We start from the raw sequence: 22,295 nt of genomic DNA, 5'->3' as shown, positions 1-22,295 counted from the left end.
GTCCTCTCGGCGGTAGCCAGGGTGCGGAAGCGGGGAAGTGAATCGAAGTCAGCCGACGGCTATCGACGCTCAAAGTTCACAACGTCATTTCTGTATGAAACCTGTTAACGCCAATAGTACAATCGGAAAGTTGCAAGTGGCTTGGCGAAGCCGGACGAGAAACCAGAATGAAAAGAGGACCGTGGGAAGCAAGTCTGACCCCATTCCCTCACGGACCCCAATGCGACGGCATGGCAGAGCCATGGCTTTGTCACTCATCGATGGTCTCGTCTTCGCGTTCCTCGTCGTAGCGATGACGCTCGTGAGATATGACTTCCACACCTATCTCGTCAACGGCCCGGGAATGCTCGTCTGTTCGGCGATCGCCCTGGTCGTCTTTTTCATCGGCGGGCCATTGGCGATCTACCGCGGTCGCTACCGACGTGGCTCGACTGATCAGTTCGCGGCAATCGTGGGAACGGTTGCTTTGGGCGTCGGGATCATGTGGGTGGTCGAATTCGCCTTCGCCAGCCGACTGCTCATCCCGACCAGCGTCCCGATCACAGCGGGAGCGCTGATGGTCGTGATCAAGAGCCTCGAGAACTGGATTCGTCGCAACTTGAGGCAGCGCAGCCTCACCATGTCCGGTGCGTCGCGACCCACGATCGTCGTCGGCGCAGGAAACCAGGGCATGCTCGCCCTCGATATGATCGCTCAGGACTCGCACAACGAGTTCGTCGCTGTCGGCATCCTCGACGACGACCCGGCCAAGCGGCATCTGCGCTACAACGGAATTCGGGTGCTCGGACCGATCGCCGACATCTCCGCCCATGTCGATCGCACCGGCGCTGGGGCAGTCATCATTGCGATCTCCGACCTGCCTCCGGAAGATCTCTCCCGCATCGCGTCGAATCTCGAGTCCCGGCCTGTCGAGATCAAGATCATGCCGAAGCTCTCGGACTCCGCGTTGGCGCGTCCCGAGCCGGACGCTCATGACGTCGCCGGCCTGCGTCACCGAAGCTTCCGCGATGTCAGCCTCGAAGACCTCATCGGACGCAAACCGATCTCGACGAATATCGACGACATCGCCTCGGCGATCACCGGCAAGGTCGTCCTCGTCACCGGAGCCGGCGGCTCCATCGGATCACAGCTGTGCCGTCAGGTCGCCCGGTTCGACCCGGCCCGGCTCATCATGACCGACCGGGACGAATCCGGCCTGCATGCCACCGAGCTCGGTCTTGAGGGTTCAGCCCTTCTGACCAGTGATGACCTCGTCCTCGGAGACCTGCGTGACCCGGCATTCATCGATACCCTCGTCGCCGAGGCGAAGCCGGACATCATCTTCCACGCCGCAGCGCTCAAGCACCTGACTTTCCTCGAACGCTTCCCTGAGCAGGCGGTGCGCACGAACGTCGGAGCCAGTCTCGATCTGCTCAACGCGGCAGTGGCCCACGACGTCGATGCCTTCGTCCACATCTCCACCGATAAGGCCGCCGGCGCGACCTCGGTTCTGGGGCGGACGAAGTTCTCCATCGAGCGGGCGATCGCCTCGGTGGCCGCGGTAACCGGACGACGGTATATGTCGGTGCGTTTCGGCAATGTGCTCGGCTCCCGGGGGTCCGTGCTCGAAACCTTTGTGGCTCAGGTCGCCGCCGGCGATCCCGTCACAGTCACCGACCCCGAAGTCACTCGCTACTTCATGACCGCTGATGAGGCCTGTGAGCTCGTTCTGCAGGCCGCAGCGATCGGTGGCCCCGGAGAGACCTTGGTCCTCGACATGGGCGAACCGATCCGCATCGCTGACCTCGCCAAACGAGTGATCGCGCTGTCGGGCCGCAGCGATGCGCAGATCGTCTATACGGGGCTGCGGCCGGGGAGAAGCTCACTGAAGCACTTCTGTCACCGGGAGAGGCCAACAGTCGCCCCAACCATCCGCTGATCACGCAGGTGCCGATCACTCCGATCGATCTGGAGAAGCTCGGTGCCTTGATCGCCGAATCTCGAGACCCGCTGGTCTTCACCCACCGTTCGGCCCTGGAGGCCCACCTGACGAGGCTCCTCGATTCCGAAGCGACACCGGTCACCGATGACGCCACGGATGCCATCGGCCCGGTCTCGACCGCCTCAGGAATCGCCGAACCGGACGTGGAACCACATGACACCGGAGTCGGCCGCTGATGGCTCTGCAGTCGCTGGTGATCCTCGTTGTCGCTGCTGTCATCACGGCTCTCAGCGCCCTCATCGCCTTTCCGCTGCTGCGTCGAGCGGGGGTCGTCGATGTTCCCTCTCATCGCTCCTCGCATACTCTGTCGACCGTACGCGGCGGGGGAATCGCCATCGGCTGCGGCATCACCGTGGCCACAGTTCTCGCCATCGTGTGGAGCGTCAGCGAAGACGGGGTCTTCGGCCTCGGCGGCGTCCTCCTGCCGATCGGTTTCCTGGTGCTGACCTGGTGCTATTCGGCCATCGGGATGAGCGACGACCTCGACTCCCTGCGCCCCGCCGGGCGCCTGATCGGACAGGTCATCCTGGCTCTGCTGTTCAGCGCGATCATCGCAATGTTCTCAACCCAGGGAATCGCCCACGTCATCGCATTCGCTTTTATCGGAGTGACCACTGTCAACGCAGTGAACTTCGTCGACGGACTCAACGGCTATGTCACCGGGTGGACCATAGTCACCGCCGGATGGTTCGCCTTCGTTGGTTCCTGGGTGGGCGAGTACGACATCGCACTGCTTGCTCTGGCATTGACCGGTGCCGCTGTCGGGTTCCTGCCATTCAACCTCGGGCGGGCCAAAGCTTTCCTCGGAGACACCGGCAGCTACGGAATCGGCGCGGCCGTCTTCGCCCTCGCGATCTGGCTGTTCGTCCAAGGCGTCCCGATCGTCGTCATCATCGCACCGATGATCTTCGTCTTCTTCGACGTCGGACTCACTCTGGTACTGCGACTCTTTCGGGGAGAGAATATCCTCTTGCCCCATCGCGAACACATCTACCAGCGGATCCAGCAAGCTGGGTGGCCACACGGATCCGTTTCGCTCTTCCACGCCGCATTGAGTGTCCTCGCCTGCATTATGGCAGTTCCGACCCTCATCAGCGGAAATACGGCGACGACGTACCCGGCTCATGTGTTCTGGGTCGGATTGCTCGCCCTCTACGCGCTGCTGCCTACGTGGTTGAATCGTCGCGCCCGTACGGAGGCAGTGACCGCATGAGGATCGTACTGCTCAGCCATTACTACTATCCCGAGGTCGGCGCACCGCAGCGACGGTGGCGCATCCTCGTCGACCATCTGCGGGCTGCCGGACACGACGTCATCACGGTGGCGCCACACCCGCACTACCCGTATTCCGACCGGAACGGATTCTTCGGCTCCAATGTCGGGCGGGGGCGACGTCGAGTCGACGTGCGCCTCGGCGGCACCTGGGACAGAGGCGTCGATGGTGAGCGGATCCTCCGCGTGCCCTATCTGCACAGTGGGTCGTCGATGGCCCGGCAGCTGCTCGATCAGTCGGTGTCGGCGACTGGCGCGATGTCGGCGGTCATCGATCGGCTTCGGGGCAGAATGCGTCCCGACGTCATAGTCTCGACGACTCCGGCACTGCCGTTTCTGCTGGCAGGGGACACCTTGTCGCGACTGCTGCGCGTGCCGCATATCGCTGAAGTGCGCGATGCGTGGCCGGACCTCATCTCGGAGATGAACTTGGTCACCGGGGCACTCGGGAAGTATCTTCCGGGGACGCTGACGCGGAGCCTCGAGCATCGGCTTCTGCCGGACCTGCTCACTCGTGCTCAACGGCGTGCGGCGGTCGTGGTCGTCACCACGGAGGGTTTCAAACGTCGCTTGGAACAGCGCGGGGTGACCGCCGAGGTGGTCCGCAGCGGAGTCTCACCCGCTGAGTTGGAGGGTGCATCCGGGCTGACTGCCACGGGGGCGATTCCGCTCATCCCCGACGCCGACGCGACCGGTGCCCCTCGGGATACGGCCAACCGCGGTACGGTAGCCGATCGCAGTGGACTCAATCTGCTGTATGTGGGCACTGTCGGGCGGTCTCAGGACCTCAGCACCTCGATTCGTGCTCTGGCTCGCACCGACGGTGTGCGACTGCGCATCGTCGGCGGCGGCGTCGATACTGCCGAACTCAAGACCGTCGCTGCGGAATATGGGGTACCAGTGGAATTCCATTCGCAGATCGCCGGTGCCGAACTCGCGGGCCATTGGGAGTGGGCAGACGCCGGGCTCGTCAGCCTCAGCGCACTCGAATCCTATGAATGCACCGTGCCGTCGAAGCTCTATTCACTGATGGCTCGTGGAATTCCCATCCTCGGAGTAGTCGCCGGTGAGGCCGCCGATATCGTCACTCAGACCGCGGCAGGAGAAGTTGCGATTCCCGGCGACACTGATTCAGTCGCAGCGGCAATGACGCGGATGCGAACTCGAGTCGAAGCCGGTGAGAAATTCGGAACGAATCCTCCTGCAGGACAGAATCCGCGCGACTGGGTGATTCGGAATGCTTCGGCAGCTGCCATGGGGCATACCTACGAACGCATTCTTCGGCAGGTGGTGTCGTGAAACTGCGCTTCCTTGCCCGAGAGCTGACGAACGTCATCGTGACGACGGCTGGTCATATCAATGACGATCGAGTGTTCTTCGGTATGCAGTTGGCACGTCGACTGCCGGGGCCCGCCTCGCGTTTCGTCGGATACGCACTCGGACGTCTGCCGGGCGACGCCAGTCGGGCGGCTTCTGCCTGGCTGCTCGGAGAAGAGACGACGGCGAAGTCACTGGTCTCCAGTTCTTCTGCCTCCTCACGTCTGCTCGGAGAGATTGCGCTCAACCTCGGCATGCTCGACGCCGCTGATCGCATTGCGGACTCACTCGAATCCGCCGCACAGTTGCGGTCCCGCATTCTCTGGACCCAAGGCAATATCGACGAGGCGATCAGGGTCCTCCCCGACGGTAAACGCAGGAAACGCCTCTCCGCTGAGCGAAAGTCCATGTCGCCTGGCTGGTGGCCAGGCACCGACGCACATCTCATTGCTCGGCCCGCACATCGTTCAGGTATTGGTCCTTCCTCGTCCCTGCACGTGCTGACGAACTCATTGCCTCATACCCGATCGGGCTACGCCTACCGCAGCCACCTTATCCTCACTACTCTCAAAGATGCCGGGTACCAGGTTGCAGCCGTTACTCGTCCCTCCTATCCGGTGACGATCGGACGGCTGAGCCAAGACGCTGTCGAATCCGTCGACGGAATCGACTACCTGCGTGACGTGCCACTCCGGCCTGCGGCCACACCTACTTCGCGTCTCGCGGACCAGGCGGCATGGATCGCGGACCAAGCTCTCGAACGTCACGTCGACCTCCTTCACACCACCACGCACTATGTCAACGGTCTGGCCACCGGGGCGGCCGCCAGAGCCGTTGGACTGCCGTGGGTCTATGAGGTCCGCGGAGTTCTCGAGGAGACTTGGGCCGCTGCAGGCAGCACTCCCGCAGATCGGATCGCGCGTCGGGAGAGCCAGCGGTTCGCCATGATGCGGTCGAAGGAGATCGAAGTCGCAGCAGCGGCTGACGCGGTCATCACCTTGGGTGAGACGATGCGTGAGCACCTGATTGCCGGGGGAGTTCCGGCAGATGCCATCACACTCATCCCGAACTCGGTCTCCGAAGCAGTCGTGGACACCGATGTCACCCGCACTCCGGCCGATATGAGAAGAAGCCTCGGCCTGCCCGGCGACGGAATCTGGGTCGGCACGGCGGCGTCGATCGTCGGTTATGAGGGCCTCGACGACCTCGTCGACGCCGTCATCCTCGCCCGCAGCCAAGGGACGGACCTGCGGCTGCTGATCGCCGGTGACGGTGTTGCCCTGCCGGAACTGCGCGAACGCGCCGCGGTCCTGGGAGAGAACGCAGTGTTCACAGGCCGAGTCTCCCAATCCCAAGCCATTGAGTACCAACTCGCGCTCGATGCCATCGTCGTGCCGCGGAAGGACGAACCGGTCTGTCGTTTGGTCACTCCGATCAAACCGATCGAAGCGATGGGCCTTGCCCGACCCGTGGTGATCTCCGATCTGCCGGCACTGCGCGAATTGGTGCCGGACAGTGCAGGTGTGTCGACACCGCCGGAGAATCCGCTGAAACTCGCGGAACTGCTGTCCGAGCTCGCGGCCGATGACACAGCGAGGGCAAGGTTCGGAGACAATGGACGAGCACACGTTCTTGCAACTCGCAGGTGGAAGGAAATCGGACGACGATATGGGCAGGTCTATTCTCAACTCGTGGGGAGTGATGCGCGATGAGTGAGACGACGAACCCCCTCGGGCTGAGTTCGATCCCGTCCGTGTCGAGCGAAGGCCTCGTACCCGTCGGTCGACGGACGAGTCTGAGCAGCTACCTCGCCGCGCTGTGGAACCGCCGGCACTTCATCATCGCCGAGTCCCGAGCCAAGATGAGCGGGTCGACGAGGAAGAACCTTCTCGGCTACGGCTGGCTCTTCCTCAATCCGCTGCTTTCGGTGCTCGCGTTCTGGTTCATCTTCGGATTCATTCTGCAGACCTCTCGAGGTGTTCCGAACTTCCTCGGGTTCCTCGTCGTCGGAGTGTTCTTCTTCGGGTACACCGGCAAGTGCATGACCGGCGGAACCGGGGCGATCCGCTCGGGCGCGTCGATGATCAAGGGATTCCAATTCCCCCGTGCCGCACTCCCGATCTCCACTGTTGTCCGCAATTTCCTTGACTTCATGCCGACGTTGCTCGTCATGGTCATCGTGCTGGCAATCGTGCCTCCGCTAGAAGTCATCACCTGGCGTGTCTTCCTCGTCATTCCCGTCATAATTTTGCAGACGATCTTCAACGTCGGTCTCGCCTGCTTCCTCGCGCGTCTTGGCCACAAGATCCCGGACCTCACGAACTTCATGTCGATTGTCAGCCGATTCTGGCTCTACGGCTCGGGAGTGTTCTTCTCAATCGAAGACCGTTTGGGGAATCACCCGGCACTCTTGGAGGCAATGCAGTACAACCCCATGCATGCTTATCTCACGCTGGTGCGCGATTCACTACTCTACGGAGTCGATTCGGATCCGAAGATGTGGATCGTCGGCACAGTCTGGGCCTTCGGTCTGCTCATCGTCGGTTTCCTGTTCTTCTGGAGAGGGGAGGAGAACTATGGCCGACTCTGAGGTTCAGGACCCCACTATCATCGCCGAGAACGTCCAAGTCCGATACACCGTCAACACCAACGATCCAGGTAGCAAGGCAACTGGAATCCGACGCCTGACGAACAAAATCGTCGGGCGGCAAGGCCAGACCACCGTGCGAGCACTGCGTGGAGTCAACTTCGTTGCCCGCGAAGGCGAGATGGTGGGAATCGTCGGAGCCAACGGCTCTGGCAAGTCGACGTTCCTGCGGAATGTCGCCGGCGTCGAGCAACCGGATCGCGGCCGCATCCTCGTTCGTTACCAGCCGCTTCTGCTTGGGGTCAGCGCTGCGCTGCAGCCAGCGCTGTCGGGAAGTGAGAACGTTCGCCTCGGATGTCTGGCGATGGGTTTGTCTCCCGAGGAAGCGGCCGAAGCGTTTGACTATGTCGTTGAGCTTTCGGCATTGGGCTCGGCGATTCACCGGCCGATGGGAACCTATTCTTCCGGCATGGGCGCCAGGCTTCGATTTGCCATCGCCCTGGCTGCGAGACCGAAGATTCTGCTCATCGACGAAGCACTGTCGACCGGCGACGCAACATTCGCTGAACGCAGTGAACGTGCGATGGATGAGCTTCTCGCTGAAGCAGGGACGGTTCTGCTGGTCAATCACGCTGCCAAAGTGATTCAGGAACTCTGCACCCGAGCAGTCTGGATGCACAGAGGAGAGATCCTTATGAACGGCCCCGCCGAGGCCGTTGCAGAGAAATACCGGTGGTGGGCGTGGAACGTCGCAAAAGGCAAGGAAGACATCGCTGACAAGCTACTCGCCGATGTCGTGGGCAACGCGGTCAAAGAGGAGATCAACATCCTCGAGCCCGAGCTCATCAAGAACCCTATCCCACGTCATGCAGCACGCCCGTCCAAGAAGGTCACTTCGGCACGCCATGTGAAGCGACAGGACACGGTCGAAGAAGTCGAAGAGACTCCGGCACCGATGTTGGCTGCCGCCGAAGAACAGGTCTGGCCGAAATCCTTTGACGGTGAGATCCCGAAAGCCAAGTTCCCAGCGTTGCCCAAACCTGCATCTCAGGCAGTGAGTGCACCGCGAATCACCGATGCCCCGCCGTTGCGACTGAACCCCAGTAAGAAACGAGTCGTTCTGAGGGCCGCGAACCCGAGTGACCGTGCCTCGTCGGTTGCTGCGGCCGGTGACTTCACCGGCCGCAGACTGGCCTCTCGCGCGCGCCAGATCGCGGATGAACGCTACGAGGAGCGGCAGCGCTTGCGGCAGGAAGATGATTCTCATGTCGTTCACCAGGATTCGAACCGATGAGAATTGCAATATTCGGCTCCTGTGTGAGCCGTGATACAGCAGAATTCATGCCCGAAGCTGAGGTCGTCGCATACGTGGCCAGGCACTCGGTGACAAGCTTGGAGTCTCCGCACGGGACAGCTGGAATCGATCTCAGCGATCTGACCTCCGCTTTCCAGAAGCGAATGGTCACCAGCGACCTCAAAGGGAGCGGTATTGAGAGAATCGTCAAGAATGCAGACAATCTGGACGTCGTCCTTATCGATCTGGTCGATGAAAGACGAGGATTCTGGAAGTTCCCCGACGGCACGACCATGACCAACTCGATTGAGGTGGAGTCCTGTGGCGCAGCTCGGGCGGCACGTCGCAATGGGGCTCGGTTGATCGAGTTCGGCACCGATGAGCACTTCGCTTGGTGGAATACGGGCTTCGCGATGCTCATCCAGGAGCTCAAAGGCGCAGGTCTATGGGAGAAGACGATCCTCCTCGATATCGAATGGGCTGGAGCTGTCGACGGAGCCCAGCACCCGCAGAACGACGGATTCGCCAAGGCAGGGCGGCAATGGCGTCGACTCCAGAGAGGTTCACGCGAGGCAGGTAGGGAACTTTCGCGAGGCCGCGGCCTCGCCGATGCATGGCAGAGCATGCGCAACATCAAACCGACTGAGGCAGAAGAGTATGCCGACCGTGCTCTTTCAGCCAATAGTGACTACCTCCGGTATCGTAAAGAGGCACGATCATTGACAGCGTCGTCAGTGATGAGGGAGAGCCGTGAGCTTCGGATCGACAGGAATCACAAGTGGGGTCCGCAGCCCTTCCATTTTCGAAAGGAGGACTACATGTCGATCGTCGAAGAGATTTCCGTGATTGCCGGATGATAGAGTCGAAAAGGCGCATCTCGCCGAGATGATTCGCCTATCCGGATTGTCGAAGCGCCCAGATTCCTTCCACAGTAGCTTCGATTCTCAGTGCCTAGTTGACGACAGCGATGCATCGCTGTCGTCAAACTGACTTGATGATGTGAAAAGTCCCGAACTCAGCAATTCCGAATAGCTGGGGTCGTAACGTATCGCCACAGATTCGCAAGCTGAGACGATGTGAAGACGACTGACAAAGAGTTCGACGAGTTCGTCTACCTGAGTAGTCTCCACCGCTGCGACGAAGCGAGCGGTCGTTTCACGACAGGCTCCATTGAGATCGAAGTAGTTCAGGTCCTCGACAATATGGACTTCAATGCAGTCGTCACTTCCGAGCCCTCGGCGCGAAACGTAATGAATACTAGCGACTTTGTCGTGCGAAACGATTGTATGTTCATGCGGTCCGCTGGTTTCCACCTGCAACTTTGGAACAGCGGTGGCTATATATCCTGGGGAATCAGTGGGAAGCTCATTGAAGCCCGAAACATCCCCTTCCCACTTTCTGCCGTCACGGTCAAGGGCGACAATGCTGTCGATTGCGGCAAGGTAATCAATATCAGGTGAAAGACGTTGTTTGTCGTTGGTGTACTTGATAAACGGATAATGGTGGTCGGTCAAGTTCTGCATGAAGCGGGTTCGTCCAAGCCGGCCCTGGAGGTACCAATTCGCAGGAAGATGTGTGGCTTGTTCGTCGTCTATGCGAGCTTGATAGCCGACGCTATGCTCACCAAGGAAGATCCTGTCGGATAGTACAGGTAGCTTGTGACTGTCGTCCTTGTCGCGAAGGAACCGACGGATGATTCCCATCATCGTTGGCAGGGCCTTCCTGGCTACGTCACCATGTTTGCCGTCGAAACGATACTTGGTCAGGTTTTCGACATCGGCAATGGTTTCAATCAGCGAGAAATTACTCTGCTCATCTTCGAGCGTATAGAAGTAGTGGACTGTTCTGCCCTCCGAAAAGTATTTCCGAAGCAGAGTCTCGGGTTGAGGAACGTCGTGGAGCCCATCTTGCTTGAATAGATTGTCACGAAAGAATGGCTTGTTCAGATAGTAGCGAAGGTGCATCTGAGGCACAGCCAAGAGGAGCTGAGCCTTCGGGAAGCGATCCGCGTACTGAACCGCGATGCTCCCGCCCTTAGAGGCACCGAACATCAGCATTTGGCTGTCGTCGATGTCGTGTTTCTGCATATAGCCGTCTATGACAGCGTTAACTTCGTCGATGACCGACCGCCCAGCGCTGTCAACTAGCATATAGGACCCGGCGGCGAGATAGCGATCTTGGAAACAGATCATAAGCGTGTCCGCGAGCTCACTGTCTGTGAGATCTTTCAGATAGCTCACTGCATAGGAAATTCGAGAGGTGGACGGGCCGAAACCGGGGAAGGTCACGATGACCTTGGACGGCGATGTGGTATTGCCTCTGAGTGAATAGAAGACGTTCCCGTGCTGGCGGACACCGTACTTCTTATCGTATTCCCTTTGTTGCGGGGTGGAAAAAGTGCCGTGGCCGATCTGCAGTGTGTATCCGCTATCGATATCCAGTTGGAAATCTGCTTTATTAGAGGAGGTGACCACGAAGTTGCGATACTCCAACGGGAAACCTTTTGCGGGCGGTTCGATCTCGTTTCCGTACACCACTCGATCGCCCTGGCGAAGCCGGAAGGACTGTCCGTTGAATCGTTCCCAATCGTTGATTGTCAGCTTCGCAAAGAACTGTCCTGTCGGGAGTGTCTCCGAAGTGTAGCGATTTATGTGGCCAGCGAGACCTCGCTTTTCCATTGCGGTGCGAATTGGATCAGCTCGTTCAGAAGTGAGGACTTTGCGCGCGGCATTCCTGAGGGCAGGTGCATATGCATAGCCCTTGACCGAAGACGAGAGTGATTTGCCGATTCTGGCGATTGCCCGCCTCATAGTTTGAGCATCCTCTCGATGATTGTGTCATTGATGTTTTCGGTCTGCACACCTGCGAAGAAGCTCTGTTTGCGTTTTGAATACAGTGAGTCAGGGGTGAGGTAACTGCCGGAAACGATATGGTCGACGATTTCTTGGTGCGATAGGAATACTGGCCCGAGACCTTCGTCCCGATAGTCCAAACGTCCTTCATACGGTTGTTCGCGGAAGAACTCTTCGGAGTCCCACTGAAAGTAGGCGATTGGGGTATCGATATATGCAGCGTCGAGGACTGCGGAACTGTAATCGGTGAATACGAATTCGGCTGCTGATATCGCTTCCCTGTAGCTTTCATGCGATTCGACGACTCGGGGCGAGAACGTGAAGAGGTTGGCTCTCTTTCCGATATTCGGGTGCAGCTTCACCCGGAGGCGTCTGTCGGTGCGTTCGAGGTAATCGATGAGATCGCGATCGGTGAGTATAGCGTTGACCGCGCGGAAGTAGTTCGATTTTCGGAATGACTCCGGAGACACCTGGTGGAGATTGAAGCGCCAAGTGGGCATGAACAATAGGTCGTTGGAGCGGTCGGCTGCTTTGTCAAGCGTCTGCAGACGGGGCAATCCCGAGTTGAGGGTTTCTCTTGGGGCGACCTTCTTGAGGTAGTCGGCTTCGACTTTGCCAGTTGCGACAAAGATGTCGTACAGCTTCGACTCCACCCAGGTGGACATATCGTTGATCTGCACGCCGTGTTGAAGATAGACGAATCGCGAGTTTGAAAGCGTCTTGCCCTTGTAGCGAAGGTTATAGATCTGGGAAGCGACCACGAGGTCGCTACGGAGGAACGTCTCGTAGAATTCTTTGGTGAAGAATGGGATGAGCTTGAAGCCGCGCTCTGTGAGACGGTCCCAGTCGGGACTCTTCGGGTTCAGGGCGAAGTAGACGTTTTTGAATTCTGGGTATTGCTCGACGAAGTGGGCGTACAAGTATTCGGCGTTGTCGTCTGCCTGCATCGGTCGATCAAAGAAGAGAATCTTTGATTGTGGAGTGACGGGACTCTGATAAAAGTCAAAATGTGATGGATCGTTCAGCTCGGGTCGTTCGTCGCGCGGACGATAGACTTTGCTAATCGTGAGCTCGCGATCGCTGAACTGAATTACGTGCAGCACGGTGTCTCCAGGCTCGACCTGCCCCGGGTCTCGAAACGAGATGTACGAGTCTTCAGCTGACATTTCTTTGAAGAGTTTCTCGTTCGTCTCCGGTTCTGCTAACCATGAGATCCATACGCACTCGAAGGAATGCATGTGTTCGGCATAGTTGACGATGTCGTTCAACTGATAGGTGCTCACGACATCGCGCAGATAGGGGATTGAGACATTGGTCCGATTGCACTCACGTAATCCGCGAAGATAGAGCACGAGGTATCTAAGGACACGCACGCGCAATTCAATTGAGAGATTCGGCAGATTCGGTACGAGACGCTTGGTTTCGGCGTCGAGTTGCAGGCCAATCGCCGCCTTCGTATCTGAAGCAACGGAGTAACCAGTCTCCAGAGGTTTGACGCTATTGATCGACCAATACAGTCTGTAGCCGATGTACAGGCCGGTTCGATCCAGGTCTCCTATGGCTTCCAACGCATCCGCAAGTCGCTGAGTATTGAAAGCCACCCCGTAAATGTCAGTGTCGCGAGAGTAATGGTAGTTGGCGTCGACCAGGGTGCTACTGGGATTCTTCGGAACTGCGCCGGTGAACAAGTAGGGTTCTGCGAGAAACACAGTTCGAGTGGACAGGTACTTGAGCAGCGTTTGGAGGTAATCTGCCGAAATCTGATGATTGTGCCGCATGAAGACGACGTACTTGCTGGAGAGCCTCGAACAGATGTCGATGATGTCTTTGGTGGAGAGTGCGTGGTCTACGATGCGCAGTTCGAACTCAGCGTCCCAGTGCAGGCGTGCGGCAATGAGTCTGCGATAGGTTGTCGATTCTCTGTCCAGAGTTTCGGGAGCCTCAAACACCACGGTGAGCATTGGTTCTGTTTCGATCATGCATTCCTCGCGACGTACCCTCGGGTTCACTGTCGTTGTAGGTGAACCCAGCGTAGATTTTACATGAACGCAGGGATTGAAGTGATTGCCGCGTGTGGTGTCTGGTCCATCGTCCCGACCTAGTCTGGTTTTGGTAGCCGGCGTCATCCTGCGGCCGAACCGCGTGCGGCGCGCAGGGCTATTTCATTTCGTTCCCTTGGGTGAGTGACTCTTCTTCGGCGCGATCATGAAGAACTGTCGAGAATTCATCTGATGGACTTTTAGAATTGGCCGGCCCGGACAGCGCGCCAGTGACATATGCCTATATTTGGCCTATGTCCTCAAAGATGCGTTTATATCCCCGGGGGTTCGTCGGGCTCCGAATATCAACTAGAAACTCGAAATTATGTGAGTTTCTTCCACATTTCGGGCACGTCCGTTTTGGAGACCTCAGTTTCTGGTTCGATAGTGAATACACGCCCGGCATATTCCGGTCGCGATCGGTCGAACTCCTCATATATGGTGTTGCCGCATTCGTCCCTCCACGGGAGTCCGAGACAGCGCCATCTGCCGATTTACAGGTCGTTGCCGAGATGTTGGGCATCGAGTTGGGGGCAAGTGAAAGACGATTCCTCGATGCGCTCGATCGCGTCGGCGGTCGCTACGTCATCCTTGTGGAAGTGGATGGTCAAGTCCGGGTCTTTCACGACGCCCACGGGACTCGAAGCGTTTACTACGACCAGGAGAGCCCGACGTTCAGTTCGCACGCACATTTGCTTGGGAATGTTATTGGTGACGAGAGGCGCGAACACGAAGCTCTTAAGAGAGATCGGTCATGGGCGCTTCTGCCGCTGTCGTTCGCGTGGGACGAGACACCATACTCGCGGATTCGAGCTTTGCTGCCGAACCACTATCTCGATCTTGACGTGCGCGCAGTCCATCGGTATTTCCCCCGAGGTGAAAACCGCTTCGCGAATTTGTCGGTTTCTGACCGTATTGAAGAGATCAATTACCTGTGGGGTAGTCAGATCCGAGCACTGTCGCAGGTGACTGATCGGTTCATTGTCTCTTTGTCCGGTGGACTGGACTCCCGAGTGGTACTTGCCGCACTGCGTGAGCACAGAGACAAAGTCGACGCATTTACCTATTTCACCAACAATGGGACCGGCAATTGGGCGCAGGCCATGCAGATGGATCGTGACCTCTCTCGGCAAGTACTGGCACTTGCTCACGTCAATCACGTGCCGATCGTGCATGGAGAAGGCGCAAGATTCACCGAAGAAGACAAGGCCATTGCTGACAAGAACTCTCTTGTCGAACACGGTCGATGGCTCGTTGCCCGATATGTCGAGAAATTCGGAAATAGCACTGGGCTGCATTTCAGAGGCAACACTCAAGAGACGATCCGTTCGTACTACGGATCGACCAAGAGGAGGGACCCGATCGACCTGGTCCAAGGCCTCATGTACTCACGCCTGAAGAGCGTGAACCTCGACGAAGAAGAGATCAAGGACTATCAGACGAAGCTCGATGCGACACTGTCGCAGTTCGGCTACCCGGATGCGCTGCACGACTTCGTTGCCTCGGACATGTTCTATTGGGAGATCCGGATGGGGCGATGGCTGGCCGAGATCTACAACGAAACCGACCCGGCTTTCGACTCGATCTCGCCAATGAACATGCGAGCCATCGTCGAACTCGGGCTCGCCGGACCTGAGGACGAACGACGGTCCGGGATCATGTTTACCGAGCTCATTGACCGCAACTGGCCCGAGCTCAATTTTCCTGGAATCAACAATAAGAGCAATCTCTACAAGCAAAACATTGTTCTTCGAGAGTCGCTCACCGAGGCAAAGTTTCAAGCAGCCGCGGCTCCACCCTGGATAGGACGAGCCGGGGATAACCATGACCATCCGCTGTCGGCCGGGCCGCTGTCGATGGAATCCAACAGCCAGTCAGTCGACTGCCCGCGGGGCGAAATTAAGATTCCGGCCGAAGCGCTTGGAGCAGGTGCATTCGCCAGGCGAGTCGTGACTTGGTCGGACGAGAGTTCCAGTGTCCTCACATTCAGCCTGCGCAGCAATTACGTCAACTCAAGGGGCACTGACTATATGCGCTTTGAGGTCGAGGTGAATGGGGAGACTCTTGTTGCTCACAAGATCGGATTCGATTCAGACACCAGCTACTGGGCTGTGTTCGGGCTTCATCCGGGCGATCGCGTCAGTCTGGGAGTCCGGTCTCTGCGCACGGTGACCACAGAGTCATGGTGCAGAGCCTCTCGGTGCTTCATCACTATCTTGGATTCTGCAACTGAATACTGGGAGCGACGAGGATCCCTCGACCTGGGTTATGCGACGACCAGTGCGGCGGCTATACCAGGGGAGGCTCTGCGCGGATAGATCGACGTGTTCTCTCAGTACCCGAGGGAGACGAGATAGCGGAAGAAATCTGCAAGGTCGTTGCTGGTCAAAGCGTTCTTGAGCGCCCGAACCGCCTCGGGGTCGAAGTCGATGATGACTGTGCCGTCGTCTTCGCGGCGAGAGTTCGTTGGTACGGTGACGACCGCGATGTCGTCCGTCTGCAGGGTGCGGAGGCCATTGGCGATCTTGACGAGTTCACCCGTAGACAGCTCTGCATTGTGCTGAATGCCCGACGCGAAATGGCCGAGCACGGCGGCGCCCTTGTTCGGATCTTTGACCAGCCCGCCTGACTTGAGTCCCTGAACGAGCGCACGCATGACCGCACGCTGGTTGCGGGTCCGTGTCTGGCCGGCATCATCGACCGGATCCACCGCAGTGAAGATCGACGATGTTGCGCCGTCGAGATTGTTCGTCCCCTCGACGAAGCCGGTGCCGCCGGCGTTGAACGCAGCGCGGCTATAGACCTGCAGACCGCCGAGCTCGTCGATGACTCGATCCAGCGCTTCCGATTCCAGCTGTGCAATGTGATCGATGCGGATACCGAGGAACTCCTCGGCCATGGCCACGACGACCGGCCATCCACCGTCATCGGCGATCGTGCCGAACGTCTGACCCGATTCGACCTGCGTCGACGGATTGAACACGAGAACGGCGGCGAATTCGACGGCGGCAGGAACATGAATGACAGCGAACGTGTCACCTTGGCTCGGTGACTGTGGGGCTGCCTCGGCGAGGTTTGCGGGGTTCGTCACCCGAAGCATGAGGGTGCGGGAATCGTCCGCATCTGGGCGGATGTCCGCGGGTGGGAAAGCCGTCTCGGCAGGAATGGTCTTCGACGTGTCATCGAACTCGGCGCGGGCGGAGTTGAGGTCCTTGAGAGAACCGATGGCCGATACCATCTTCGTCAGCTTGGCCATGGCAGTCCTACTTCCTCTGTCAGGTCACATGGTGATGGTCCCAATAATAGCCGCGGGTGGGGGCGGCGATCTCAAGGAGCCGCACGTCTCACCTGCATTGAGATCTCAGATGACGGGGTAACTGAATGGCCATGCAGGTGCTTTGTTAGTGTAGATGCCCATGTCATCGAATACTGAGAACTCCGCACTTCCCGACGGCACCCCCACTTCTTCACCGGCCCCGGCCGACCGTTACCGCAACGATCCCCGACCGGTGCGCATCATCAAACACACTCGCATCCCCCTGAGCGATGGGGTCGAACTCGCGGCTCGGGTCTGGTTGCCGGAAGATCTCGGTGACGAAGCGGTTCCCGCTGTTCTTGAGTACATTCCCTACCGCAAGAACGACATGACCGCCGGTCGCGATGACACGATCCACCCTGAGTTCGCCCGCGCTGGCTATGCCAGTGTCCGTGTCGATCTTCGCGGCTGCGGAGACTCGACCGGTGTCATGACCGATGAGTACTCGGCAACAGAACTCGACGACGGACTGCAGGTGCTCAAGTGGATCGCCGCGCAAGACTGGTGCAGCGGCAAGGTCGGCGTCATCGGCAAGTCGTGGGGCGGATTCAACGGCCTGCAGCTTGCTGCCCTGCAGCCACCGGAACTCGCCGCCGTCATCACCATCTGCTCCACCGACGACCGCTATGCCGACGACGTCCACTACAACGGCGGAACCATCGTCGGTGACCAGATGCTCTCCTGGGCCTCGACGATGTGGGCCTACAACGCTCGCCCACAGGACCCCGCGATCATGGGTGACGGCTGGAAAGACGACTGGAGGCGGCGTATCGACGAAGCCCCGGTGAACATCGAGGACTGGCTCGGACACCAGCGGCGCGACGACTACTGGAAACACGCTTCCGTGTGCGAGACACCGGACGCCATCGAGGTCCCCGTGCTGGCCGTCGGCGGACTGCTCGACGAATACCGGACCACCCTCTTCCGCCTCATGGACAACGCGAATCGTCGCCGGAGCACCGACCCCGATTCCCCGGCAGTTCATGCTCTGCTGGGCCCCTGGGCGCATAACTATCCCCACCAGGCCGCTCCTGGCCCCGGCATCGACTTCATCTCCGAAGCCCTCCGGTGGTGGGACAAGTGGATGAGCGGGATCGACAACGGTGTTGACGAACAGCCGCAGCTGCGCGCCTATGTTCCCGACAGCACCCCCATCTACTCCGACCGTGAGCACCGCCCCGGACGATGGATCGCCGAGGCGACCTGGCCGAGCCCGCAGATCACGGACACGGTGATGCCCGCCGATGAGGCGCACATCTCCGACCTAGCTCCGCTCGATTCCACTGCGCTGTTGGGCTTCCAGGGAGAAAGCTGGCTGCAGTTCGGCGAAGCCGCCGGGATGGCGGGAGACCAGGCCGCCGACGATGCCCGGTCCTACACCTGCGACTGGACTCTCGAGAACGGTCTGGAGATCGTCGGCACACCGACCGTGCGAGCGACGCTCACCTCCGATCACGATCGAGGAGTCATCGCAGCACGTCTGTGCGATGTCGCTCCTGACGGCAGCTCACGCCTCGTGACGCTCGGACTGTTCAACCTCACCCATCATTCGAGCCATGAACACCCCGAGGCGCTCACGCCGGGAACTCCCGTCGACGTCGATTTCCCGCTGCTGGCCACGGCACACCGGTTCGCCCCCGGGCATCGGCTGCGCCTGAGCATCTCCGCGAGCTTCTGGCCCAACCTCTGGCCCTCACCGGAGACCACACTCATCACCGTCGACTCCACCCCTGAGCTGACACTGCCCATCCGCACTGTCACGTCCGAGGACGACGACGCCCGCATCTCCGCCGAGGTGACCGCACAGCTGGGCACCCCGCCGACCCCACCGGTGTCGGTCATTGACGCCGACGGTGCCCCGATGACGCGTGAGCTCGACTGGGATCTCGTCGGCCGCAGCGCCACGGTGACGACGGTGACCGAGGATTGGCAGACCGACCTCAGCGACGGCCTCTTCTACTACACGAATGAACGCGACTCCTACTCACGCAGTGAGACCGATGCACTGTCTCCTGTGGCGACGTGTGAAAGAACGATCATCTACCGACGCCCGGCCCTCGAAATCGGTGCGAACCACGCGCAGGCCGCCGCGACCGCATCAGCCGATGCGGGATGGGACGTCGAACTGCGCTCCCGGTCGACGATGCGCGGTGATGAGGACAACTTCCTCGTCACCAACGAACTCGTCGCTTACCTCGACGGACAGCGATTCCACACTCGAACCACCTCGGCGAGCATTCCTCGCCACCTGAACTGAGGCGGGATGGCCAAATTCGGACAAATCGGACAGTACAACAGACGCCAAGCGCTCACCGGACTCGGCAGAGGCCTGCTGAGCCTGGGAGCGATCGGCGCCGCCGGAGCCACGCTGAGCGGATGCAGCAGCAGCCAGGATGGTGACCAGTCCGCGGCGAAAAAGAGCACGCGGTCGATCACCGTTGGCTCCAAAGGCTTCGCCGAAAGCTGGATCACCGGTGAACTCTACGCTCAAGGTCTGCGGAACCTCGGCTACACCGTCGATCTGAAGACGAACGTCGGCTCCAGCGACATCATCAACACAGCCCTGCTGTCAGGCCAGATCGACCTTTACCCGGAATACACGGGCGTCATGCTGGTGACCTTCATGGGTGAAGAGAAGCTCATGGACTCCGCGCAAGAGACCTACGACCTCGCGCAGACCTGGGCGGAGGACAACAACGTGACGATGCTGCGGGCGACGCCGTTCGAGAACAAGAACGCCGTCGCCGTGCGCAAGGAATTCGCCAATGAGCATGATCTGACGACCATGTCGGACCTCAAGGGAATCGGCGACTTCACATACTCGACCTATCCCGACAACGTCACCGGCGCACAGGGGTATGAGGGAATCGTCGACACCTACGGTCTGGACAACATGAAGCTCAAGACACTGAGCATCGGACTGAACTACCAAGCCATCGAACGCGGCGAGATCGACGCGGCGGATGTCTTCACCACCGACCCGCAGCTGCTGCGCAGCGATCTTGTCGTCCTCGATGACGACAAGAAGCTCTTCGGCTTCCAGAACGTCGTCCCCCTCATCCGGGACGATGCCTTCGCCGAACTCGATGACGATGCGTCGGAGTTCCTCGACGAACTGCAGTCACTGCTCACCCTGGAAGCGATCCAGGCGATGAACGAGGCCTCCGCCATCAACCGGCTCGACCCGGCACATGTGGCGAAGATGTTCCTCGATGAGAACGGATTGATGTGAAATGACTCAGCACTCAACAGGCTCCTCGATCACCTTCGACCGAGCCACGAAGACCTACCCGGGCGCGGCAGCGCCCGCCCTCGACGCCCTCGACCTCGAAGTCGCAGCCGGCGAACTCGTCTGCCTCGTCGGACCCTCCGGCGGGGGAAAGACCACAGCCCTGCAACTGGTCAACAGGCTCGTCGACCTCACCAGCGGCGATATCCGCATCGGCGACCGCTCGATCACCGACCAGTCGGTCATCGAACTGCGGCGGACTATCGGCTACGCGATCCAGCAGTCCGGGCTCTTCCCGCATTACACGGTCGCCGACAACATCGCCACCGTCCCCGCGATCCTCGGCTGGGACAAGCAGCGGATTCGCACCCGCACAGCCGAACTGCTCGAGCTCGTCGGCCTCAGCCCGGTCGAGACCTGGTTGCCGCGCTACCCGGCTCAGCTCTCCGGTGGACAGCAGCAGCGTGTGGGCATCGCCCGGGCGCTCGCCGCCGACCCGCCGGTGATGCTCATGGACGAACCCTTCGGTGCCCTCGACCCGATCACCCGAGTCGCAGTCCAGGACGAATTCCTCGCCATCCACCGGGCCGTGGGCAAGACGACGCTGTTCGTCACTCACGACATCGATGAGGCGATCAAGATGGCCGACCGGATCGCCATCCTCAAACCCGGCGGCAAGCTCGCCCAGTTCGGTGCGCCCGCCGAGGTGCTGTCGAATCCGGCCGATGACTTCGTCGCCGAATTCCTCGGAACCGAGCGCGGGCTCAAACGCCTGGCGCTGACGACCGTCGGCGAGATCGTCACTGCGGGGACGACCAGCCCCGAGGATGCCCGCACCACCACGGCAGGCTGGCCCGACGTCGAGGCCACGATGACTCTGCGCGAAGCACTGTCCGTCGTCTCCGCCGCTCGAGCGGAAGGGGCCATTGTCCACACTGGCGGCAGCCGCCTCGGCGAGGTGAGCCTGCACGATCTCATCGCACCGCCGGCCGCCGGAGAGGACCGGGAAGGCGTGAGAGCATGAGCGACTTCGCCCCACCCGGCGATCCCGCCATCCCCGACTACGGGCAGGCCTCGGACTGTGTGATCAACAACGGAGCATTCTGCACCGACTGGTTCATCAGCCAATGGTCGACGGTGTTCTGGCCCCCGCTGCTCAGCCATATCATCATGGTCGCGATCGCCGTATCGATCGGGTTCGTCATCGCCTTCTGCGCCGGATTGTTGGCCTACCGGAAGAAGTGGCTGGCCGGACCGATCGGTATGGCAGCGACCTTCCTCTACACTCTGCCGCCGCTGGCACTGTTCCAGCTGCTCGTGCCTCTCACCGGACTGAGCCTGCTGACTGTCGAGATCGCGCTCGTGTGCTTCACCCTCGTCATCATCTTCCAGGCCGTCCTCGTCGGACTCTCCGGAGTCCCCGATGATGTTCGCAGAGCCGCGACAGGCATGGGGCTCGACCGCAATCAGCTGCTGCTCAAAGTTGAGCTGCCTCTGGCGCTGCCGTCGATCATCTCCGGGCTGCGCATAGCCACGGTGCTCACGGTCAGCATCGCCACGATCGCGGCCTTCGTCGTCGACGACGGTCTGGGATCGCCGATCATCAAAGCGGTGTCCTCACCGTTCAACACCCAGTTCGTCGGAGCCGGGGCGCTTGCCGTGCTGCTGGCATTCGCGCTCGACGGTCTGCTCGTGCTGCTGGGCAGAGTGCTGACTCCCTGGACGAAAGCGAGGAGCTGATGGACGTCATCTTCGGGGCCTTCCCCTTCATGATCGACAACGTCGGACTGCTGCTGACCAAGACCGGCGACCACCTGGTCATCAGTCTCATCCCGCTGTTGGCGGCCATCGTCCTCGGTGTGCCCATCGGGGTCTGGCTCGGCCACGCCCACCGCGGCGAGTTCCTCGCCGTAAGCGTGACCAACATTGGTCGTGCCCTGCCGAGTCTCGCGCTTATCGCAATCCTCATCGGCTTCGTGGGCATCGGCATGCTCAACGCGATGATCGCCCTGTTCCTGCTCGCCTTCCCGCCGATCCTCAGCTACGCCTTCCAAGCCGTCGACTCGATCGACCGTGACCTCACTCGCGCTGCTCGCGGTATGGGCATGTCACCCGGCCAGGTGCTGCTCAAGGTCGAACTGCCCTTGGGGCTGCCCATGATCATCGCGGGCATCCGCACCTCCGCTGTGCTGACCGTGAGCTCGGCGACCATCGCCACGATCGCCGGCAGCGGTGGACTCGGCGATGTCATCCTCAACCAGGTCGCCTACGGGATGGAGGGAGTCGTCGCGGGTGCCATCTGGGTCGCAGTACTCGCCATCCTCGTCGACCAGGCATTCGCGCTCCTTCTGCGCATCAGCGCTCCGGCCGGAGTGAGACAGCTCCAGAACACGAACGCCATGTGAGGA

17 protein-coding genes are annotated in these 22,295 nt (G+C 60.0%); 14 read left to right on the top strand and 3 right to left on the bottom strand.

All coding sequences use genetic code 11. The annotated features are described in order from the left end of the window. Positions 1 to 241 precede the first annotated feature (241 nt). Genes BLU88_RS17955 through BLU88_RS17920 form a run of 8 tightly spaced genes read left to right on the top strand, consistent with a single transcriptional unit; the run spans position 242 to position 9,308 of the window. Positions 242 to 1,918 (top strand): polysaccharide biosynthesis protein, encoded by a 1,677-nt coding sequence (locus tag BLU88_RS17955; protein WP_167356923.1) that lies wholly within the window; start codon positions 242 to 244, stop codon positions 1,916 to 1,918. Positions 1,919 to 1,926: 8 nt separating this feature from the next. After that, the gene (locus BLU88_RS17950) at positions 1,927 to 2,157 is read left to right on the top strand and encodes a hypothetical protein (RefSeq protein WP_092016931.1); all 231 of its coding nucleotides are present in this window, start codon (positions 1,927 to 1,929) and stop codon (positions 2,155 to 2,157) included. Further along, entirely contained in the window at positions 2,157 to 3,194 is a 1,038-nt protein-coding gene (locus tag BLU88_RS17945) for an MraY family glycosyltransferase (protein ID WP_092016929.1), read from the top strand. Before BLU88_RS17950 ends, BLU88_RS17945 begins: the two co-directional genes overlap by 1 nt. After that, positions 3,191 to 4,552, top strand: a complete 1,362-nt coding sequence (locus BLU88_RS17940) for a glycosyltransferase family 4 protein (RefSeq protein WP_092016927.1) — start codon at positions 3,191 to 3,193, stop codon at positions 4,550 to 4,552. The genes BLU88_RS17945 and BLU88_RS17940 overlap by 4 nt, the downstream gene beginning before the upstream one ends. Further along, positions 4,549 to 6,282: a glycosyltransferase family 4 protein gene (locus BLU88_RS17935; protein WP_092016924.1), complete on the top strand. Its 1,734-nt coding sequence runs from the start codon at positions 4,549 to 4,551 to the stop codon at positions 6,280 to 6,282. Before BLU88_RS17940 ends, BLU88_RS17935 begins: the two co-directional genes overlap by 4 nt. After that, positions 6,279 to 7,160: an ABC transporter permease gene (locus tag BLU88_RS17930; protein WP_092016922.1), complete on the top strand. Its 882-nt coding sequence runs from the start codon at positions 6,279 to 6,281 to the stop codon at positions 7,158 to 7,160. The genes BLU88_RS17935 and BLU88_RS17930 overlap by 4 nt, the downstream gene beginning before the upstream one ends. Then, positions 7,147 to 8,451 (top strand): ABC transporter ATP-binding protein, encoded by a 1,305-nt coding sequence (locus BLU88_RS17925; RefSeq protein WP_092016920.1) that lies wholly within the window; start codon positions 7,147 to 7,149, stop codon positions 8,449 to 8,451. The genes BLU88_RS17930 and BLU88_RS17925 overlap by 14 nt, the downstream gene beginning before the upstream one ends. Beyond that, on the top strand, positions 8,448 to 9,308 hold the full coding sequence (locus BLU88_RS17920; RefSeq protein ID WP_092016917.1) for a DUF6270 domain-containing protein: 861 nt from the start codon (positions 8,448 to 8,450) through the stop codon (positions 9,306 to 9,308). Before BLU88_RS17925 ends, BLU88_RS17920 begins: the two co-directional genes overlap by 4 nt. A gap of 87 nt (positions 9,309 to 9,395) precedes the next feature. Here BLU88_RS17920 and BLU88_RS17915 read toward each other — a convergent pair whose 3' ends face one another. Both BLU88_RS17915 and BLU88_RS17910 read right to left on the bottom strand, forming a co-directional pair. Next, positions 9,396 to 11,261, bottom strand: coding sequence for a hypothetical protein (locus tag BLU88_RS17915; protein WP_157689208.1), 1,866 nt, complete (start codon positions 11,259 to 11,261; stop codon positions 9,396 to 9,398). After that, complete coding sequence (locus tag BLU88_RS17910) at positions 11,258 to 13,282, bottom strand: CDP-glycerol glycerophosphotransferase family protein (RefSeq protein WP_157689206.1); 2,025 nt, start codon at positions 13,280 to 13,282, stop codon at positions 11,258 to 11,260. The genes BLU88_RS17915 and BLU88_RS17910 overlap by 4 nt, the downstream gene beginning before the upstream one ends. A 572-nt stretch (positions 13,283 to 13,854) precedes the next feature. On the opposite strand from BLU88_RS17910, the gene BLU88_RS17905 reads away from it, so the two are divergent. Continuing rightward, positions 13,855 to 15,660: an asparagine synthetase B family protein gene (locus tag BLU88_RS17905; RefSeq protein WP_092016911.1), complete on the top strand. Its 1,806-nt coding sequence runs from the start codon at positions 13,855 to 13,857 to the stop codon at positions 15,658 to 15,660. 14 nt (positions 15,661 to 15,674) lie between these two features. On the opposite strand, the gene BLU88_RS17900 is transcribed toward BLU88_RS17905, so the two are convergent. Next, a complete protein-coding gene (locus BLU88_RS17900; RefSeq protein ID WP_092016909.1) occupies positions 15,675 to 16,598 on the bottom strand; it encodes an LCP family protein in 924 nt (307 codons plus the stop codon). Between the two features lie 160 nt (positions 16,599 to 16,758). On the opposite strand from BLU88_RS17900, the gene BLU88_RS17895 reads away from it, so the two are divergent. Genes BLU88_RS17895 through BLU88_RS17875 form a run of 5 tightly spaced genes read left to right on the top strand, consistent with a single transcriptional unit; the run spans position 16,759 to position 22,292 of the window. Further along, a complete protein-coding gene (locus tag BLU88_RS17895) occupies positions 16,759 to 18,915 on the top strand; it encodes a CocE/NonD family hydrolase (protein WP_092016907.1) in 2,157 nt (718 codons plus the stop codon). A 6-nt stretch (positions 18,916 to 18,921) separates the two neighbouring features. Then, a complete protein-coding gene (locus BLU88_RS17890; RefSeq protein WP_092016905.1) occupies positions 18,922 to 19,890 on the top strand; it encodes an ABC transporter substrate-binding protein in 969 nt (322 codons plus the stop codon). Between the two features lies 1 nt (position 19,891). Beyond that, a complete protein-coding gene (locus BLU88_RS17885) occupies positions 19,892 to 20,911 on the top strand; it encodes an ABC transporter ATP-binding protein (protein ID WP_092016903.1) in 1,020 nt (339 codons plus the stop codon). After that, positions 20,908 to 21,627: an ABC transporter permease gene (locus BLU88_RS17880; protein WP_092016901.1), complete on the top strand. Its 720-nt coding sequence runs from the start codon at positions 20,908 to 20,910 to the stop codon at positions 21,625 to 21,627. Before BLU88_RS17885 ends, BLU88_RS17880 begins: the two co-directional genes overlap by 4 nt. Continuing rightward, positions 21,627 to 22,292: an ABC transporter permease gene (locus BLU88_RS17875; RefSeq protein ID WP_092016899.1), complete on the top strand. Its 666-nt coding sequence runs from the start codon at positions 21,627 to 21,629 to the stop codon at positions 22,290 to 22,292. The genes BLU88_RS17880 and BLU88_RS17875 overlap by 1 nt, the downstream gene beginning before the upstream one ends. Positions 22,293 to 22,295 lie beyond the last annotated feature (3 nt).

The organism is Brevibacterium siliguriense, from assembly GCF_900105315.1.
Lineage (GTDB): Bacteria > Actinomycetota > Actinomycetes > Actinomycetales > Brevibacteriaceae > Brevibacterium > Brevibacterium siliguriense.
The sequence above is the reverse complement of the archived record's forward strand: the minus strand, read 5'-3'. Positions and strand labels throughout refer to the sequence as shown.

Coding starts and splice junctions, on each gene's coding strand:
- BLU88_RS17895 (WP_092016907.1), top strand. CDS start 16,759: ATGTCATCGAATACTGAGAACTCCGCACTTCCCGACGGCACCCCCACT.
- BLU88_RS17905 (WP_092016911.1), top strand. CDS start 13,855: ATGTTGGGCATCGAGTTGGGGGCAAGTGAAAGACGATTCCTCGATGCG.
- BLU88_RS17910 (WP_157689206.1), bottom strand. CDS start 13,282: ATGATCGAAACAGAACCAATGCTCACCGTGGTGTTTGAGGCTCCCGAA.
- BLU88_RS17930 (WP_092016922.1), top strand. CDS start 6,279: ATGAGTGAGACGACGAACCCCCTCGGGCTGAGTTCGATCCCGTCCGTG.
- BLU88_RS17885 (WP_092016903.1), top strand. CDS start 19,892: ATGACTCAGCACTCAACAGGCTCCTCGATCACCTTCGACCGAGCCACG.
- BLU88_RS17890 (WP_092016905.1), top strand. CDS start 18,922: ATGGCCAAATTCGGACAAATCGGACAGTACAACAGACGCCAAGCGCTC.
- BLU88_RS17875 (WP_092016899.1), top strand. CDS start 21,627: ATGGACGTCATCTTCGGGGCCTTCCCCTTCATGATCGACAACGTCGGA.
- BLU88_RS17955 (WP_167356923.1), top strand. CDS start 242: ATGGCTTTGTCACTCATCGATGGTCTCGTCTTCGCGTTCCTCGTCGTA.
- BLU88_RS17900 (WP_092016909.1), bottom strand. CDS start 16,598: ATGGCCAAGCTGACGAAGATGGTATCGGCCATCGGTTCTCTCAAGGAC.
- BLU88_RS17945 (WP_092016929.1), top strand. CDS start 2,157: ATGGCTCTGCAGTCGCTGGTGATCCTCGTTGTCGCTGCTGTCATCACG.
- BLU88_RS17915 (WP_157689208.1), bottom strand. CDS start 11,261: ATGAGGCGGGCAATCGCCAGAATCGGCAAATCACTCTCGTCTTCGGTC.
- BLU88_RS17925 (WP_092016920.1), top strand. CDS start 7,147: ATGGCCGACTCTGAGGTTCAGGACCCCACTATCATCGCCGAGAACGTC.
- BLU88_RS17940 (WP_092016927.1), top strand. CDS start 3,191: ATGAGGATCGTACTGCTCAGCCATTACTACTATCCCGAGGTCGGCGCA.
- BLU88_RS17880 (WP_092016901.1), top strand. CDS start 20,908: ATGAGCGACTTCGCCCCACCCGGCGATCCCGCCATCCCCGACTACGGG.
- BLU88_RS17920 (WP_092016917.1), top strand. CDS start 8,448: ATGAGAATTGCAATATTCGGCTCCTGTGTGAGCCGTGATACAGCAGAA.